At 63.5% G+C, this 15,522-nt stretch carries 14 protein-coding genes; 8 read left to right on the plus strand and 6 right to left on the minus strand.

Features of this window, described 5'->3' with window-relative positions:
* Positions 1-33: 33 nt before the first annotated feature.
* Positions 34-1,593 carry an acetate--CoA ligase gene (locus tag ARC39_RS07235; protein WP_068112270.1) on the minus strand — a complete coding sequence of 520 codons (1,560 nt, stop codon included), beginning with the start codon at positions 1,591-1,593 and terminating at the stop codon, positions 34-36.
* Between the two features lie 147 nt (positions 1,594-1,740).
* On the opposite strand from ARC39_RS07235, the gene ARC39_RS07240 reads away from it, so the two are divergent.
* The 7 genes from ARC39_RS07240 to ARC39_RS07270 all read left to right on the plus strand — a co-directional run bounded on the left by ARC39_RS07240 (position 1,741) and on the right by ARC39_RS07270 (position 8,924).
* Positions 1,741-2,526, plus strand: a complete 786-nt coding sequence (locus tag ARC39_RS07240) for an IclR family transcriptional regulator (RefSeq protein WP_068112273.1) — start codon at positions 1,741-1,743, stop codon at positions 2,524-2,526.
* Positions 2,527-2,529: 3 nt separating this feature from the next.
* Positions 2,530-2,958 (plus strand): PaaI family thioesterase, encoded by a 429-nt coding sequence (locus ARC39_RS07245; RefSeq protein ID WP_068112276.1) that lies wholly within the window; start codon positions 2,530-2,532, stop codon positions 2,956-2,958.
* Positions 2,955-4,178, plus strand: coding sequence for a CaiB/BaiF CoA transferase family protein (locus ARC39_RS07250; RefSeq protein ID WP_068112278.1), 1,224 nt, complete (start codon positions 2,955-2,957; stop codon positions 4,176-4,178). The genes ARC39_RS07245 and ARC39_RS07250 overlap by 4 nt, the downstream gene beginning before the upstream one ends.
* Positions 4,179-4,580: 402 nt before the next feature.
* A complete protein-coding gene (locus ARC39_RS07255) occupies positions 4,581-5,360 on the plus strand; it encodes a DeoR/GlpR family DNA-binding transcription regulator (RefSeq protein ID WP_201455725.1) in 780 nt (259 codons plus the stop codon).
* Entirely contained in the window at positions 5,353-6,930 is a 1,578-nt protein-coding gene (locus ARC39_RS07260) for a sugar ABC transporter ATP-binding protein (protein WP_068112284.1), read from the plus strand. Before ARC39_RS07255 ends, ARC39_RS07260 begins: the two co-directional genes overlap by 8 nt.
* Positions 6,927-7,910: an ABC transporter permease subunit gene (locus ARC39_RS07265; protein ID WP_068112287.1), complete on the plus strand. Its 984-nt coding sequence runs from the start codon at positions 6,927-6,929 to the stop codon at positions 7,908-7,910. The genes ARC39_RS07260 and ARC39_RS07265 overlap by 4 nt, the downstream gene beginning before the upstream one ends.
* A gap of 66 nt (positions 7,911-7,976) precedes the next feature.
* Positions 7,977-8,924 (plus strand): ABC transporter substrate-binding protein, encoded by a 948-nt coding sequence (locus tag ARC39_RS07270; RefSeq protein WP_068112290.1) that lies wholly within the window; start codon positions 7,977-7,979, stop codon positions 8,922-8,924.
* Positions 8,925-9,172: 248 nt separating this feature from the next.
* Here the strand turns inward: ARC39_RS07270 and bhcD are convergent, their stop codons facing one another.
* The 4 genes from bhcD to bhcA form a co-directional block, all read right to left on the minus strand.
* Positions 9,173-10,138, minus strand: coding sequence for an iminosuccinate reductase BhcD (bhcD, locus tag ARC39_RS07275; RefSeq protein WP_068112293.1), 966 nt, complete (start codon positions 10,136-10,138; stop codon positions 9,173-9,175).
* Between the two features lie 116 nt (positions 10,139-10,254).
* Entirely contained in the window at positions 10,255-11,418 is a 1,164-nt protein-coding gene (gene bhcC, locus ARC39_RS07280) for a 3-hydroxy-D-aspartate aldolase BhcC (protein ID WP_068112297.1), read from the minus strand.
* A 13-nt stretch (positions 11,419-11,431) separates the two neighbouring features.
* A complete protein-coding gene (bhcB, locus tag ARC39_RS07285; RefSeq protein WP_068113213.1) occupies positions 11,432-12,397 on the minus strand; it encodes a beta-hydroxyaspartate dehydratase BhcB in 966 nt (321 codons plus the stop codon).
* A complete protein-coding gene (gene bhcA, locus ARC39_RS07290; protein ID WP_068112302.1) occupies positions 12,397-13,587 on the minus strand; it encodes an L-aspartate--glyoxylate aminotransferase BhcA in 1,191 nt (396 codons plus the stop codon). Before bhcA ends, bhcB begins: the two co-directional genes overlap by 1 nt.
* A 168-nt stretch (positions 13,588-13,755) precedes the next feature.
* On the opposite strand from bhcA, the gene bhcR reads away from it, so the two are divergent.
* Positions 13,756-14,604, plus strand: a complete 849-nt coding sequence (gene bhcR, locus ARC39_RS07295) for an HTH-type transcriptional regulator BhcR (RefSeq protein WP_068112304.1) — start codon at positions 13,756-13,758, stop codon at positions 14,602-14,604.
* On the opposite strand, the gene ARC39_RS07300 is transcribed toward bhcR, so the two are convergent.
* Positions 14,585-15,454 (minus strand): bifunctional allantoicase/(S)-ureidoglycine aminohydrolase, encoded by an 870-nt coding sequence (locus ARC39_RS07300; protein WP_068112308.1) that lies wholly within the window; start codon positions 15,452-15,454, stop codon positions 14,585-14,587. The two genes, bhcR and ARC39_RS07300, sit on opposite strands and share 20 nt — an antisense overlap.
* Between the last annotated feature and the right edge of the window lie 68 nt (positions 15,455-15,522).

Raw genomic sequence — 15,522 nt, forward strand, 5'->3', positions numbered from 1 at the left:
GTCTCTCCGGTATGTGTCTCGTGTCGGCTGGCTCTATTGCGCGGCGGCGAGCTTGCCCGCTTCGCGGTCGCGCAGGATCTTGCGGTTCACCTTGCCGGCCGGGGTCTTGGGCAGCTCGGTGACGAATTCGATCTGTCTTGGGTATTCGTGGCGGGCGAGCCGGGCGCGGACATGGTTCTGGATGTCCTCCACCAGCCCGGGGGTCTCTTCGCCCTTGAGGATGATGTAGGCCTTCACCACCAGCCCGCGCACCGCGTCCGGCGCGCCGATCACGGCGCATTCGGCCACGGCAGGGTGGCTCAGAACCGCGTCCTCGACCTCGACCGCGCCGATGGTCCAGCCGGCGGAGATGATCACGTCATCGGCCCGCCCGCCATGGTAGAAATAGCCGTCCGCATCGACCCGGCCGAGATCCTTGGTCGGGAACCATTCGCCGCGCTTGAGAACCATCAACTCGCCGGTCTCTCCGGGGTCGGCGAGCGTACCATCGGCGCGCTGGATCTGCACTTCCACGCCCGGAACGGCCTTGCCCATCGCGCCGTCGCGCACTTCCAGATCCGCAGCGCCGGGATAGTTGGCGATGATCACGCCGATCTCGGTGGTGCCGTACATCGAGCGCACCTTGGTACCGAACACGCGCTCGACGTAAGCAGCGGTCTCGGTGTCGATGGGCTCGCCGGTGAAGGAGAGCTTGTCGAAGCTATAGGTGTAATTCTCCGCCTCGCCGGAATTGCGCATCATCCGGTAATGCGTGGCCGCCGCGGTCAGGTTGGTGATGCGGAAATCCTGCAGCGCACGCAGCAGGCGGACGGGGTCGAACTTGCCGCTGAAGGTGCCGGTTGAAACGCCCATGGCCAGCGGCGCCAGCGTGCCGTGCCAGAGACCATGCCCCCAGGCCGGGGAGGAGGGGCAGAAGAAGCGGTCGCCCGGGCGAATGCCGGTGCCATAGAGCGCCGCGACCATGAGCGTTACGATGGATTGGTGGCTGTGCTTGACGGCGGCCGGCAGGAGCCGCGTTGTGCCGGAGGTATATTGCAGGACCGCCAGATCGCGGCCCGTCGTGCTCCAGTCGAACGTTGCCGGAAGATCGTCCAGGCTTGCGAGGAAGTCGCTGTCGACGATGGTGACATTCTGCGCGCCGCCTTCGATGGCGTCTGGCGCCTTCTGGGCATTGGTGAAAAAGACCTTCGGGGCGCAGTCATCCACCCGCAGACGTATGCCGTCCGGGCCGAAGAGCGAGAACATCGGCACCGCGACCGCGCCGGATTTGATCACCCCGAACATCGCGCAGTAGAAGGCCAGAGACGGCTCTATCATCACCGCCACTCTGTCCCCCGTGCCGATACCCTGCTCGGTCAGAAAATGGGCGACCTGCGCGGAACGCCGCGAGATTTCCTCGAAGGTGATGACCTCGTCCGCCCCGTCGGCATGGGCGACCCGCAGCGCGACGCTGTCGCCGTCCACATGCCGGTCGATGCATTCATGCGCGATGTTGAACCGCTCGCGGGTCCCGTCGAACAGCTCCCAAAGGCCCTCTTTCGAGTAGTGCCTCTGTGCGTCCGCATAGGACGTGAAATCCGTCAGGCGGGTCATGTCGCGCCATCTCCTCCCAGTCGTTCCCGGACCGCCCGTCGGGCTACGTCCGTCTCGTTGACAACGGTAGGGATGTGGGTCATTTATTGTCAATACGCAGTTTTATTGTATATAGGCAATAAAAACAGGCGAAACGAGGAGTTGAAAATGGCCGAGAAGGACCCTGGATCGACAACCCGGCGACAGGTGCCCGCCGTGACGCGAGCCGTTGCAATCCTGAGGTTTCTTGCCCGAAGCGCAGAGCCGGTCGGGGTCAATCCGATGGCGCGGGAACTGGAGCTGGTGCCCTCGACCTGTCTGCACATCCTGCGCGCGCTCGAAGACGAGGGGCTGGTGGATTTCGATTCGCGGACCAAGCGCTATTCGATCGGAATCGGCATCCTCCCGCTCGCCCGGTCGGCGCTGCAGAAGAACACCTTCTCGGTGCTGATCCAGCCGCGCCTGTCGCAGCTCTCGCAGGATTTCGGCGTCACCTCCATTGCCACGCAGCTCTCCGAGCCGGGCCAGATGGTCGTGGTGGCGCTGTCGCAATCGAACATCCCCTTCCGGCTGCAGGTCGATCTGGGCAGCCGCTTTCCGGCGCTGATCAGCGCCACCGGGCGCCTCTTCGCGGCCTATAACGTGACCGACGATGCGCGGCTCAAGTCCGAGTTCGACAAGCTCGTCTGGGACCATCCGCCGGCCTACGACACATGGCTCGAACAGATCGGGGAGGCCCGCGCGCGCGGCTACGCGGTGGATCAGGGCGTCTATATCTCGGGGGTGACGGTCGTTGCGGTGCCGGTCTTTGGCCGAAACGGAAACATGACCCGGTCGCTGGTCGCCATCGGCATCTCCGAACGGTTGAAGGACAGCGAGATTCCCACGCTGGCCCGGGCGATGATGAAGATCAGGGACGACTTGGAAGAGATGCAGATGGAGACAGGGAGGTAGGGAATGGAGGGAGCACAACGCGCCGAGCCGGGGTGGCGCAATTTGCAGATCGCGGGGTTCATGGACCAGATAGGCCCGCTACAGCGCTCGACCCGGGAGGGTGAGGCGGACCGCTACGGGCTGGCGACGAATGACAGCCATGCCAACCACATCGGCAGCATCCATGGCGGGGTGATCGCCAGCCTGCTCGACCAGGTCATCGCGCTCACCGCCTGGCAGGCCGCCGACCGGCAGCCGACGGTGACGGTGCAGATGGACACCCGCTTTCTCGGCGCCGCGAAGGCGGGCGATTTCCTCGAAAGCCGCGCGCGGCTGCGGCACGCGACGCGCACGCTGCTCTTCGTCGATGGCGAGGTGACGCGCGGCGACGCCCCTATCGCCACCGCGACCGCCGTCATGAAGATCACGCCGATGCGGAAAGGGACGGAATGACCGACACAGCCACGCAGGGGCGCCCGGGCCCGCTCTCCGGCATCAAGGTGCTCGATTTTTCCCGTATCCTCTCCGGCCCATACGCGACCATGGTGCTGGCCGATCTGGGCGCCGAGGTGATCAAGGTCGAGCCCATCGAGAAGGGCGACGAGACCCGCAGTTTTCCGCCTTTCCAAGGGGAGTTGAGCCACTATTTCATCGCGCTCAACCGCAACAAGAAGAGCATCGCGATTGACCTGAAAACGCCCGACGGTCAGAAGATCGCCCGCGATCTCGCCCGCCAGAGCGATATCCTGCTGGAGAATTTCCGCCCCGGCGTGATGGAGCGCCTCGGCCTTGGCTATGCGCGCCTGCGGGAGGAGAACCCGAAGCTGATTTACGGCTCGATCACCGGGTTCGGGCAGGAGAGTCCGCTGGCCGACAAACCCGCCTTCGACATCGTGGCGCAGGCGCTGTCGGGTGTGATGAGCGTCAACCGCGAGCCCGGACAGGCGCCGAACAAGCTGGGTATCCCGCTGGGCGACATGGCTGGCAGCATCTTCTCGCTGTTCGGGCTGCTCGCGGCGTTGCATGAGAGGAATGTCACCGGCAAGGGGCAGCATGTGGAGGTCGCTATGCTGGACAGCCTGATCGCCATGCAGGGCTATCTCTCGCAGATCTATTTCGTCACCGGCCAGAGCCCGCAGCCAGTCGGCACCCAGCATCCGTCCATCGTGCCCTACGGGTCCTTCTCGACGGCGGACGGGCATGTGATTGTCGCCTGTCTGACCGAACGGTTCTGGCACAATTTCGCCCGCTGCCTCGGGCAGGAGGCGCTGATCTCGGACCCGCGCTTTGCGCTTTACGAGGACAGGCTCGTCAACCGCGAGGCGCTGCACGAGGTGATAGACATGCGGATGCGACAGGACAGCACCGCCTATTGGCTCGCCCGGCTGGAGACGTTCGACGTGCCAAGCGCGCCGATCCTTTCCATCGGAGACTCGCTTGAGCAACCCCATGTGAGGTCGCGCGGGTTGATCGAAACGGTGCACCACCCGACCCAGGGAGAGATGCAACTTGTGCGCGGGCCGATAACGTTCGACGGCCAGGGACCGGCCCCGAGCACGGCGCCAAGCTTGCTTGGCGCAGACACTACCGACGTCCTGACACGGGATCTCGGGATGAGTGAGGACGAAGTTGCGGAGATGGCGGCAAGGGGCGTCCTGAAGCGTCCGGTCTGAAACAGGCAGGCGCAGTCGCGGGATGCGCCCCCGCTCGGGCAGAAAACGGTGCCCGGTTGCGCCGCCCGTTTTGCAGTGCCTCTGAAGGAAGAATCCGCCGTGGGTCGCGATGCTCTCGCGTGCCTCGGATCTCAGACATGTCATCGCGGAGCCACCGGGTCCTATGCGTGATGTCCTGCCACGCGCAGTTTCGGCAGCCGCATTGCCCATCCTGCGGTTGGCGTTGAGCGATTCATCCGGTCTGTGATCCAGATCGATCGCAAGGGACTCGCGGCGTGGGACAGCGTGGATCCAGAAAAGTGATTAAAGATCGTCATAATCGGCAAGCCAATAATAATATTTATTGCAGATTTGCCGGAAGGTGATTACGAAAGAACATAATTGGGGGGAGAGATGAGCGGTATGAGTCGCCGAGAAGTCATCCTCAGGATTCTCGAGGAGCAGTCATTCATCAGCGTGCGCAGTCTGCAGCGCGAGACTGGTGCGTCACCGGCGACGATCCGTCGGGACATCGACAAGCTGGACAAGGCTGGGGCTGCGAAGAAGGTTCACGGTGGCGTGGCCTCTCTCCTCAAGCCGGGAGCAGGCCGAAAATCCGTTTCGCATCCCTTCGTCGAGAACATCGACATTTGCGTCGAGGAAAAGAAGGCCATCGCGGAGGTGGCGGGCACGCTTGTCCGCGACGGAAGCATCATTCTGATCCATGGTGGGTCCACGTGCTTCTACCTCGGGCGGATGATTGCCCAGCGCAATGTCCGTGTCATCACGCATTCCATGCCGCTTGCGTGCTACCTGTCCGACCATGGTACCTGCCAGCTGACGGTGGGGGGCGGAGACCTTCACCGCGAGCCCGGAATCCTCTTCGATCCCTCGGCAAACCGGCGCAACGACTTCGCGGCGCAGTTCTTCGTGGGGGGATTGGGCGTCGGCGAGGAGGGGATTCTCGAATCCAACCCGTTGTTGATCCGGCAGAGCCGCGAGATGAGCGCCATTGCGACCGAAACCATCGTGCTGGTCGACAGCCGCAAATTCGACGAGCGCCCGCCGACGGTCGCGATGACCTTTGACAAGGTCGACAAACTGATCACCGACGATGGCTTGTCGGACAAGCATGCGAAAATGCTGAAAGACCAGGGTGTTACGTTCCTTGTTGCAGACACGAAAAGGGACCCACATGCCTGATCCGAGTTCCGGCGCCTCTCCGGCTTTGGAGATGAACGGGATCAACAAGACGTTCGGACCCGTGAAGGCCCTTCGGGGGGTGAACCTTCGCGCCTATGGCGGTGAAGTCCACTGCCTGATGGGCGAGAACGGAGCCGGGAAATCCACGTTGATGAAGATCCTCTCGGGCGCCTACACGCCCGATCCCGGCGGCGAGGTGACCGTCAACGGCACACCGTTGCCGCATGGCAATCCACAGGAGGCGCGCCGGCGCGGAGTTGCGGTGATCTACCAGGAACTGTCGCTCGCCCCCAACCTGACGGTTGCCGAAAACCTGTTTCTTGGCGAGGAGATCGGCAAGGGCTGGCGGGTGGACCGGAGCGAGATGCGCCGCCGCTCGCAGGACGTGCTCGACCGGCTGGGCGTGCATTTCTCGCCCGACACGATTGTTGCGCGGCTGTCGCTCGGAGACCGGCAACTTGTCGAGATCGCGCGCGCCCTGGCCAGCGACGCGAACATCATTGTCATGGACGAGCCGACGACCTCGCTTTCGGCGCAGGAAGTGGCGAAGCTCTTCGAGGTGATCGCGCAGTTCAAACGCGAGGGCATCGCGATCCTCTACATCTCGCATCGGATGAACGAGATCTTTGAACTCGCCGACCGTTGCTCGGTGCTGCGCGACGGCACCTATATCGGGTCGCTCGAGCGCGAGGAACTTACCGAAGATGCGCTCCTGCGCATGATGGTGGGTCGCGACATCTCCACATTCTACACCAAGGACAAGGCAATTGAGGTCGATGACCACGATATCGCGTTGCGTGTCGAGGGAATGTCCGACGGCCGGCGCGTGCACGATTGCAGCTTCGAGGTCCGCAAGGGCGAGGTGCTTGGGATCGCCGGTCTTGTCGGCTCCGGACGGACCGAACTCGCGCGGCTGATCTACGGCGCCGACGCGGCCCAGTCGGGCAAGGTTTTCCTCGAAGGTGCTGAGGTCACACCGAAATCGCCCTCCGATGCGCTCGACCATGGCATTGTCTACCTGACCGAGGACCGCAAGATCCTCGGCCTCTTCCTTGAGATGTCCATCGCCGACAACATCGACATGTGCGTGATGGAGCAGGATTCCAACGGCCCCGGTGTTCGTGACCTGGGCGCTGTCCGGGCGCGGGCGCAGAAAGCGATTAGCGCGCTCGATATCCGCACCCCGTCTTCGCGCCTCAAGGTGGGCGCGCTCTCGGGCGGCAACCAGCAGAAGGTCCTGCTGGCCCGGCTGCTGGAGTTGCAGCCCAAGGTGCTATTGCTCGATGAACCCACCCGGGGCGTCGATGTCGGCGCCAAGTCGGAAATCTACAAGCTGATCGACAGCCTCGCGAAGCAGGGCATGGCGGTGGTCATGATCTCTTCCGAGCTGCCCGAAATCGTCGGCATGGCCGACCGCGTCCTGGTGATGCGGGACGGGGTCATCGCCGGCAACATCGCGCGCGCCCCCGGAGCCCCGATCACGCAAGAGGCCATCATGGCACTGGCCACCCACGCCGACACCGTCGGCGGATCCAAACATCAACCTCTGACCGAAGGAGCGTCAGCATGAGCGACGCAACCGCATCGCAAACTGTTTCCACGCGGGAGCGTTTCAGGAGCTACTTCTTCGCCCTGGGTATGCTGCCGGTGCTGGTACTTCTCGCCATCGGCTTCCATGCCCTGACCGGCAAGTTCATCACCGTGTCGAACCTGTCGATCGTCATGCAGCAGGCGTCGATCAACATCGTTCTCGCCGCGGGCATGACGTTCGTCATTCTCACCGGCGGTATCGATCTGTCGGTCGGATCGACGCTGGCGGCGGCGGCGATGTGTGCCGTGGTGGCGTCCTTCTGGCCGCTGGGCGGCATCGTCGGCGTGCTGGCCGGGCTCTTTGCGGGGCTGGTCTTCGGCCTGGCAAATGGCGCCTTTGTTGCCGGGATGGGATTGCCGCCCTTCATCGTGACGCTGGGGTCGCTTACCGCCGTCCGCGGAATCGCGCGGCTGCTCGGAAATGACACGACTGTTTTCAATTCGGACCTGCCCTTCGAGGCCATTGGAAATGGCAGCCTGTTGGGCGTGCCCTGGCTGGCGATCATCGCGCTGGCGGTTGTCGTCGCGTCCTGGTTCGTACTCAAGCGCACGATCCTCGGTACCTGGATCTACGCCGTCGGTGGCAATGTGGAGGCCGCGCGGCTCACCGGCATCAAGGTCTCGCTGGTGCTGCTCTTCGTCTACGCCGTCTCCGGGGTGCTCGCCGGACTTGGCGGGGTGATGTCGGCGGCACGACTCTACGCCGCGAACGGGCTGCAACTCGGACAAGGGTACGAACTGGACGCCATCGCCGCGGTCATCCTCGGCGGCACCAGCCTGGTAGGCGGTGTCGGGTCGATCTGGGGCACGCTGATCGGCGCGCTGATCATTGCCGTGCTTTCCAACGGCCTGATCCTCTCCGGCGTGTCTGACATCTGGCAGTTCATCATCAAGGGCCTTGTCATCATCGCCGCCGTGGCGCTCGACCGCTACCGGCTCAAGGGCACTTCGAACACCTGAACGATGCGGTCGCCGGTATCCGGCCCCGTCATCGAAAGAAACCTACGCAAAACACGGAGGATCCCCATGCGTAAGTTAACGAAAGTCCTGTTTGGCACTGCCGCTGCCCTTGCAATCGCCACCGGTGCGCAGGCCGAGGACAAGAAGCTCGAGAGCATCGGCATCTCGGTCGGTCTGCTCGGCAACCCGTTCTTCGTGGCCACGATCAAGGGCATCGAGGACCGTGCCCGCGAGATCAATCCCGATGTCGAGATCACCTCGGTTTCGGCCGACTATGACCTCAACAAGCAGGTCAACCAGATCGACAACTTCATCGCCGCCGGCGTTGACATCATCATGCTGAACGCCGTCGACGATACCGCCATCGCGCCGGCCGTGAAGCGCGCCAAGAATGCCGGGATCGTGGTTGCGGCGTTCGACGTTTCCGCCCCCGGCGCCGACGTCACCGTGATGACCGACAACATCGCCGCCGGCACGAAGGCCTGCCAGTTCATCGTCGATGCGCTCGACGGCGAAGGCAACGTCGCGATCATCAAGGGCCCGTCCTCCTCGTCGCTGAACGACCGCTTCAAGGGCTGCTCGGACGTGTTCGCGGCCAATGGTGGCATTAACGTTCTCTCCGACGATCAGAACGGCAAGGCGGCGCGCGATGGCGGGCTCGAAGTGATGCAGGGCCTGCTGACCCGCTTCCAGGATCTCGATGCCGTCTTCGGCGCCAACGACCCGATGGCGCTCGGCGCGCAACTCGCGGCCAAGCAGTTCAACCGCACGGACATCATCATCACCGGTGTGGACGGCGCGCCCGATACCGAGGAATCCCTTGCCGATCCGAGCTCGCTCCTGAAGGCCTCCGCCTCTCAGGATCCCTATGTCATGGCCGGCATGGCGCTCAAAATGGGGTATGAGCTGTTCATGGGCAATGTTCCGGACGAGGACACGGTGTTGATCGAGCCGGTGCTGATCACGGCCGATAACCTCGGCGAGTACCAAGGCTGGACCGCTGCCCGCGACTGAGTCCTTCGAAAGACCGGGCGGCCGCACACTGCGGCCGCCCGGCTACCTATCCGGAAGAGCGCGACGGGCGGGCGCCCCACGGCGCCGACGCTCCGCGAAACGAGAGTGTCGTCCGGATTACACCGGATGCACGTAGGCTGCCCTTCCGTCCATTCTTCTATTGCGCAAGGCGACGGCCTTGCCGGGGTCGTCACGAAGGTCCCCTAGGCCCCAGAATGGATTTGGGGGCAAACCGCAGCAATGGCTCGTCAGAAATCCACCTCGATGGCACTGCCGTTCCTGGCGGCGAGATCGACAACGGCAGCGGCCACCGCGAGATCCTGAAGACCGACGCCGGTGCCGTCGAAAAGCGTGATCTGCTCCGCCGACGTGCGGCCCGGGTGCGTGCCGTTGATGACTGAGCCGAGTTGCGCGATGTCGTTCTCCGCGATCAGGCCGGAGGCGATGGCGTGTTGCGCCTCGCCGATGGAGATGGATTGCGCCACCTCGTCGGTGAAGACAGTGGCGCGCGCCAGAAGTGCCGGATCGACCTCCTGCTTGCCTTTGGTGTCGGTGCCCATGCAGGCGATGTGGGTGCCCGGGCTGACCTGATCGGCCGTCAGGATCGCATCGAAGGAGGAGGTGATCGAAATGATCACATCCGCGTCTCGAATGCCGTCCAGCTCCACCGCTTCAAACGGCAGCCCCGCCTCTGACGCGACCTCCTCCAGGTTCGGCAGCATCTCCGGATGCAGGTTCCAGCCGATGACCTTCTCGAAGCTCCGCTGTTCCAGCGCAGCGCGCAGCTGGAATTTCGCCTGGTGACCGGCTCCGATCATGCCGATGACGCGGGCATCCTCGCGTGCCAGATGCGCAATCGACACGGAGGAGGCGGCCGCCGTCCGCAGCGCGGTCAGGAGATTCCCGCCCACCATCGCCGTCGCCCGTCCGGTATCCGGATCGAAGAGGAAGACGGTGGACTGGTGATTGATCATCCCGTGCTTTTCGAGGTTGTTCGGCCAGTAGCCGCCCGCTTTCAAACCGAGGGTCAGACCGGCTCGGTCGAAACCGCCCTTGAAGCCGTAAAGCGCATCCTCGTGGCCGATGGCCTCGCGCACGACCGGGAAATTGTAGGCATCGCCTGATGCCATGGCCGCGAAGACCTTTTGGACAGCCTCAAAGGCGGCTTCGCGCGTCATCAGGTTGGCAATCTCGCGCTCGGGGACGATCAGCATATGTTTCTCCGTAGATTGTTCGTGCGCCCGTGTGCCGAGCCGGAAGGAGGCATGCACACGGGCGGCTTCCCGGCCCACTTTGGAACCGGTCCTTCCCCTTTGTCGGCAGCGACGTGCTAGTAAGCCTTTCCACGGGCGGAGACCGGCCAAACGGTTTCAACCTTGCCGTTTCGCACGCCGACATACCAGTCGTGGACATTGGCGGTGGGGTCGCAATGGCCCGGTACCAGCCGCAGCTTCTCGCCGACCGCGAGCACGCCATCGGGGTCAGAAATCACCCCGTGTTCATCGGAACACTTGATGTATTCCACGTCGTCGCGGCCGAAGATGAACGGCAGACCACTGTCCACCGATTGCGCCTTGAGCCCCGCGTCGCAGATCGCCTTGTCCGCCTTGGCGTGGCTCATCACCTGGGTGAGAATGAAGAAGGAATTCTCCCACTCGCCCTGGTCGATACGCTTGCCATCCTTGTCGAGGATGCGGCCGTAGTCGGCGTCCATGAAGGCGTAGGAACCGCACTGAAGCTCGTTGTAGACGCCCGAGTTGGACTCGAAATAGTAGGAGCCGGTGCCGCCGCCGGAGACCAGTTCGGGTTCCAGCCCGGCTTCGCAAAGCCCGGCCACGGCGTCTTTCACCTGCGCGATGGCGACGTCGAGCTTCTCCTTGCGCGCCTCGAAGCTGTCGAGGTGCTGCATGGCGCCCTGATAGGCCTGGATGCCGGTGAACTTGAGGTTTGGCGCGGCGTCGATGGCCTTGGCGATCTCGACGACGGCCTCGGTGGTGGTCACGCCACAGCGACCGGCGCCGCAATCGATCTCCACGAAACACTCGATCTCGGTGCCGTGTTTTTGCGCCGCGGCGGACAGTTCGGCCACGTTGTCGATGTCATCGACGCAAACGATGGTGCGCGCCCCGAGCTTGGGGAGCCGCGCCAGCCGGTCGATCTTGGCCGGGTCGCGGACCTGGTTCGACACCAACACATCCTTGATGCCGCCGCGCGCGAAGACTTCCGCCTCGCTGACCTTCTGGCAGCAGACGCCGACGGCGCCGCCGAGTTTCTCCTGCAGCTTCGCCACATCGACGGACTTGTGCATCTTTCCGTGCACGCGGTGGCGCATGCCATGCGCCTTGGCATAGTCGCCCATCTTCTTGATGTTGCGTTCCAGCGCGTCCAGATCGAGCACGAGGCAGGGCGTCTGGATATCGGCCTCGTCCATACCCGGCAGGGCCGGCACGTCGAAACCTACTTCGAGATTGTCGAGATTAACGGGTGCGTTCATGGCTGCGGTTCCTTCACTGAGTCCAGGGCAGGCGGTCGAGGTCGACATTACCGCCGGTGATGATGACGCCGACGCGCTTGCCGCGGAAGGCGTCCGGGTTCTTGAGAATGCAGGCCAGCGGCACGGCGCTGGAGGGCTCCATCACCACGCGCAGATGCTTCCATGTCAGCTTCATCGCGTCGATGATTTCCTGGTCGCTGGCGGTGTAGATCTCGGAGACGTGGTTCGAGACGAAGTGCCAGGTCAGGTCCTTGAGCGGCACCAGCAACCCGTCGGCGATGGTCTTCGGCGCATCGTCGGCGATGATGTGCCCGGCCTTGAAACTGCGATAGGCGTCGTCGGCCTGCTCCGGCTCCGCCGCGATGACCTGCGTCTCCGGCGCCAGCGTCGAGAGGGTGAGGCAGGTGCCCGAGACCATGCCGCCGCCGCCGATCGGAGCAACGACGGCATCCAGCCCGTCGGTCTGTTCCATGAACTCCTTGGAGCAGGTCCCTTGCCCGGCAATCACGCGCGGATCGTTGTAGGGATGCACGAAGTCGCCTCCCGTTTCGGCCTGCACCTTCGCAAAGGTCGCCTCGCGCGAGCTGGTCGAAGGCTCGCATTCGGTGATCTTGCCGCCATAGCGGCGCACCGTGTCTTTCTTGGCCTGCGGCGCCGTGCGCGGCATGACCACGTTGCAGGGAATGCCCCGCAGCATGGCCGCATAGCTGAGGCAGGAGGCATGGTTGCCGGAGGAATGCGTCGCCACGCCCTTCTCCGCCTGCGCATCATCCAGTCCGAACACAGCGTTACTGGCGCCGCGCACCTTGAAGGCGCCCGGCTCCTGGAAGTTCTCGCATTTGAAGAACAGCTCGCAGCCCGCCAGCTCGTTCAAGTAGTCCGAGGTCCGGACCGGCGTCCGGCGGATATGGGGCTTGATGCGCTCGTGCGCGGCCAGCATGTCCTCGTAGGTCGGGATATACATCGCGGTGTCCTTCATCATGCAGCGTCTTTCTGCGGCAGGGCGGAATGGGCACGGTAGTATTCCTGCGCCGCGGCAACGCCGGAGCCCAGTGTGATGTCGAGCCCGAGATCGGCCATGCACATCTCGGCGGTGGCGATCCCTGACAGTGTCATGACATCGGTCAGGCTGCCAAGGTGCCCGATGCGGAAGACCTTGCCCGCAACCTCGCCAAGGCCAACGCCGAAGGCGACGCCATAGGTGTTGGCCGCATGGGTGACGATATCGGTCGCATTGAACCCGTCGGGCGTGCGGATCGCGCTGACTGTGTCCGAATAGACCTCCGGCGAGATCGCGCAGAGCTCCAGCCCCCAGGCCCGCACCGCGGCACGAACGCCCTCGGCGATGCGATGGTGACGTGCGAAGACGTTTTCCAGCCCCTCGTCCAGCAGCATCCGGCAGGCCTCGTTCAACCCGTTCAGCAGACCGACCGCAGGCGTGTAGGGGTAGGCGTTGTTCGCATAGCCCGTCTCCATGTCGCGGATATCGAAGAAGGTGCGGGGCAGGGTGGCGGAGCCGGTCGCCGCCATCGCCTTCTCGCTGAAGCCGGTGATGGCGAGGCCCGCGGTCAGCATGAAGCCTTTCTGCGACCCGGTCACGGCGACATCCACGCCCCACGCGTCAAAGCGGAAGTCCATCGAGGCGATGGAGCTGACGCCGTCGACGAACAGCAGAGCCGGGTGACCGGCGGCGTCCAGCGCGCGGCGCACGGCGGCAATGTCGGACTTCACGCCCGTCGCCGTCTCGTTATGCGTCGCCAGGACGGCCTTGATCTCGTGCCCCTTGTCCGCGGTCAGGATCTCCTCGTAGCGGTCGGCCGGAAGGCCCGCGCCCCATTGGGCCTCGACGATCTGGACGTCCAGCCCGTGGCGCTGGCACATGTCGATCCAGCGGTGGGAGAACATGCCGTTGCGCGCCGCCAGAACCTTGTCCCCCGGCGAAAGCGTGTTGGTCAGCGCCGTTTCCCAACCACCGGTGCCGGTGGAGGGAAAAATGAAGACCTCCGCGCTGTCGCTCTTCAGGACCTTCCGCACACCCTCGCGGGCGGGATGCAGGATCTGGCCAAAGAGCGGCGACCGGTGGTCGATCGTCGGCATGTCGCAGGCCTTGCGCAGGCTTTCGGGGATATTGGTCGGCCCCGGGATGAAGACGGGATTCTGAAAGCTCATGGCGGTCTCCTTGCGTCGTTGCCGCGACATTATGGCAAGTCGCCCACGATGGAAATTTTTTTGAAATCGTTTTTCAAGTGAGGGAGTATGGAGAAAAAAGTATAGTTGTCAGTTGGTTGTATTTTTCATAATGTGAAATATACTTTCATAGTGTGCGGAAAACATCTTATGGAATCCCGAGAGAATGATCAGCGCCCGCATCGCAAGGCCCGGGGAAGGCCTCGCAACTGGGTCGACAAGACGGCCCAGAACACGATCAAGTCACTGGATCGCGCAATGGAGGTGTTCGAGTTCCTGAGTGAAGCCCAGGGCATGACGCTCACCGCGATTTCCGATGAGATGGGGCAATCCCCGGCGACGGTTTATCGAATCCTTGTCACGCTTCAGGGGCGTGGTCTGGTTGGCTTCGATGCCGAGGAACAGCTTTGGCACATCGGGCCGCAGGCCTTCGTGATTGGTGCGCGTTTCCTGCGCCGCACCAGCCTCGTCGACCGTGCGCGTCCGATCCTGAGAAAGCTCATGGAGGCGACCGGCGAGACGGCGAACCTCGGTACCGAGAAGGAGGGCGCTGTCCTTTTCCTCAGTCAGGTGGAGACGAATGCCAGCATCCGCGCGTTCTTCCCGCCCGGGACGCTTTCGCCAATGCATGCGTCCGGTATCGGCAAAGCGCTCCTGGCGGAAATGGATTCCGAGCGGCTGGAACGCACGCTGGGCCGGGCGGAACTCACGATCTTCACGGACCGCACGATCACGGAACGCGCGGCACTACTGGAGGATCTGAAGCAAATCCGCAGTCGGGGGTTTTCCATCGACGACGAGGAGAAGAACACCGGGATGCGTTGTATCGCGGCGCCGGTCTTCGACATGAACCGCGAAGCCATCGCCGGCATTTCGGTGTCCGGCCCGACAAGCCGCGTCGATGGTGGCCAGATCGAACGCCTGAGCCGCCCGGTGATGGAGGCGGCACAGGAACTGACCATCGCAATTGGTGGGCCGGCTACTCGGCCGCCGAGTTGAACCGCTGCGGACGGTGAACCGAGGCTGATCCCGAGTTCAACGCCATGTGCCGATTGACGTCCTTGTAGAGCAGGTAGCGGAACTTGCCTGGACCGCCCGCGTAGCAGGCCTGGGGACAGAACGCGCGCAGCCACATGTAGTCCCCGGCCTCGACTTCGACCCAGTCGTTGTTGAGCCTGTAGACGGCTTTGCCCTCCAGAACATAGAGCCCATGCTCCATGACATGGGTTTCGAGGAACGGGATGACCGCGCCGGGCTCGAAGGTGACGATTGTCACGTGCATGTCGTGACGCATGTCGGCCGGATCCACAAAACGCGTGGTCGCCCACTTGCCATCGGTGCCGGGCATTGGCGTTGGCGCGATGTCGTTCTCGTTCAGGATCAGCACATCCGGTGCGTCCAGTCCGTCGACGGCCACGTAGGCCTTGCGAATCCAGTGGAAACGCAGTGTCTCGCTACCACGATTGAAGAGCGTCCATTCCGTTGAGGGCGGAAGGTAGGCATAGCCACCGGGCGTCAGAACGTGTTCCGCGCCGTTCACATTCAGCGTTGCCGCACCCTCGACTACGAAAAGCACGCCTTCCGCCGTCGGATCGGTTTCCGGGCGCTCCGAACCACCGCCCTGCGTCACTTCCATGATGTATTGCGAGAAGGTCTCTGCGAATCCGCTCAAGGGACGGGACAGCACCCAGAGCCGCGTACCTGTCCAGAAGGGAAGGTAGCTCGTCACGATATCGCGCATCGTTCTACGGGGGATGACGGCATAGGCCTCCGTGAAGACCGCACGATCGGTCAGGAGCTGCTCCTGTCCGGGATGGCCTCCTGTCGGAGCGAAGTATCTGGAAGGCATAGAGGCTCCTCACACAACGGGCGTCAGCAAGACTATGTTCCTGAACGTCAGCAGCGACCACCTTCAAA

Source organism: Tropicimonas marinistellae, assembly GCF_001509585.1.
Taxonomy (GTDB): Bacteria; Pseudomonadota; Alphaproteobacteria; order Rhodobacterales; family Rhodobacteraceae; genus Tropicimonas; species Tropicimonas marinistellae.

Excerpts from the sequence above, each read along its gene's own strand:
- bhcB (WP_068113213.1), bottom strand. The coding sequence starts at position 12,397 with ATGAAGGACACCGCGATGTATATCCCGACCTACGAGGACATGCTGGCC.
- bhcC (WP_068112297.1), bottom strand. The coding sequence starts at position 11,418 with ATGAACGCACCCGTTAATCTCGACAATCTCGAAGTAGGTTTCGACGTG.
- ARC39_RS07245 (WP_068112276.1), top strand. The coding sequence starts at position 2,530 with ATGGAGGGAGCACAACGCGCCGAGCCGGGGTGGCGCAATTTGCAGATC.
- ARC39_RS07270 (WP_068112290.1), top strand. The coding sequence starts at position 7,977 with ATGCGTAAGTTAACGAAAGTCCTGTTTGGCACTGCCGCTGCCCTTGCA.
- ARC39_RS07260 (WP_068112284.1), top strand. The coding sequence starts at position 5,353 with ATGCCTGATCCGAGTTCCGGCGCCTCTCCGGCTTTGGAGATGAACGGG.
- bhcR (WP_068112304.1), top strand. The coding sequence starts at position 13,756 with ATGGAATCCCGAGAGAATGATCAGCGCCCGCATCGCAAGGCCCGGGGA.
- bhcA (WP_068112302.1), bottom strand. The coding sequence starts at position 13,587 with ATGAGCTTTCAGAATCCCGTCTTCATCCCGGGGCCGACCAATATCCCC.
- ARC39_RS07240 (WP_068112273.1), top strand. The coding sequence starts at position 1,741 with ATGGCCGAGAAGGACCCTGGATCGACAACCCGGCGACAGGTGCCCGCC.
- ARC39_RS07250 (WP_068112278.1), top strand. The coding sequence starts at position 2,955 with ATGACCGACACAGCCACGCAGGGGCGCCCGGGCCCGCTCTCCGGCATC.
- ARC39_RS07300 (WP_068112308.1), bottom strand. The coding sequence starts at position 15,454 with ATGCCTTCCAGATACTTCGCTCCGACAGGAGGCCATCCCGGACAGGAG.
- ARC39_RS07265 (WP_068112287.1), top strand. The coding sequence starts at position 6,927 with ATGAGCGACGCAACCGCATCGCAAACTGTTTCCACGCGGGAGCGTTTC.
- ARC39_RS07235 (WP_068112270.1), bottom strand. The coding sequence starts at position 1,593 with ATGACCCGCCTGACGGATTTCACGTCCTATGCGGACGCACAGAGGCAC.
- bhcD (WP_068112293.1), bottom strand. The coding sequence starts at position 10,138 with ATGCTGATCGTCCCCGAGCGCGAGATTGCCAACCTGATGACGCGCGAA.
- ARC39_RS07255 (WP_201455725.1), top strand. The coding sequence starts at position 4,581 with ATGAGTCGCCGAGAAGTCATCCTCAGGATTCTCGAGGAGCAGTCATTC.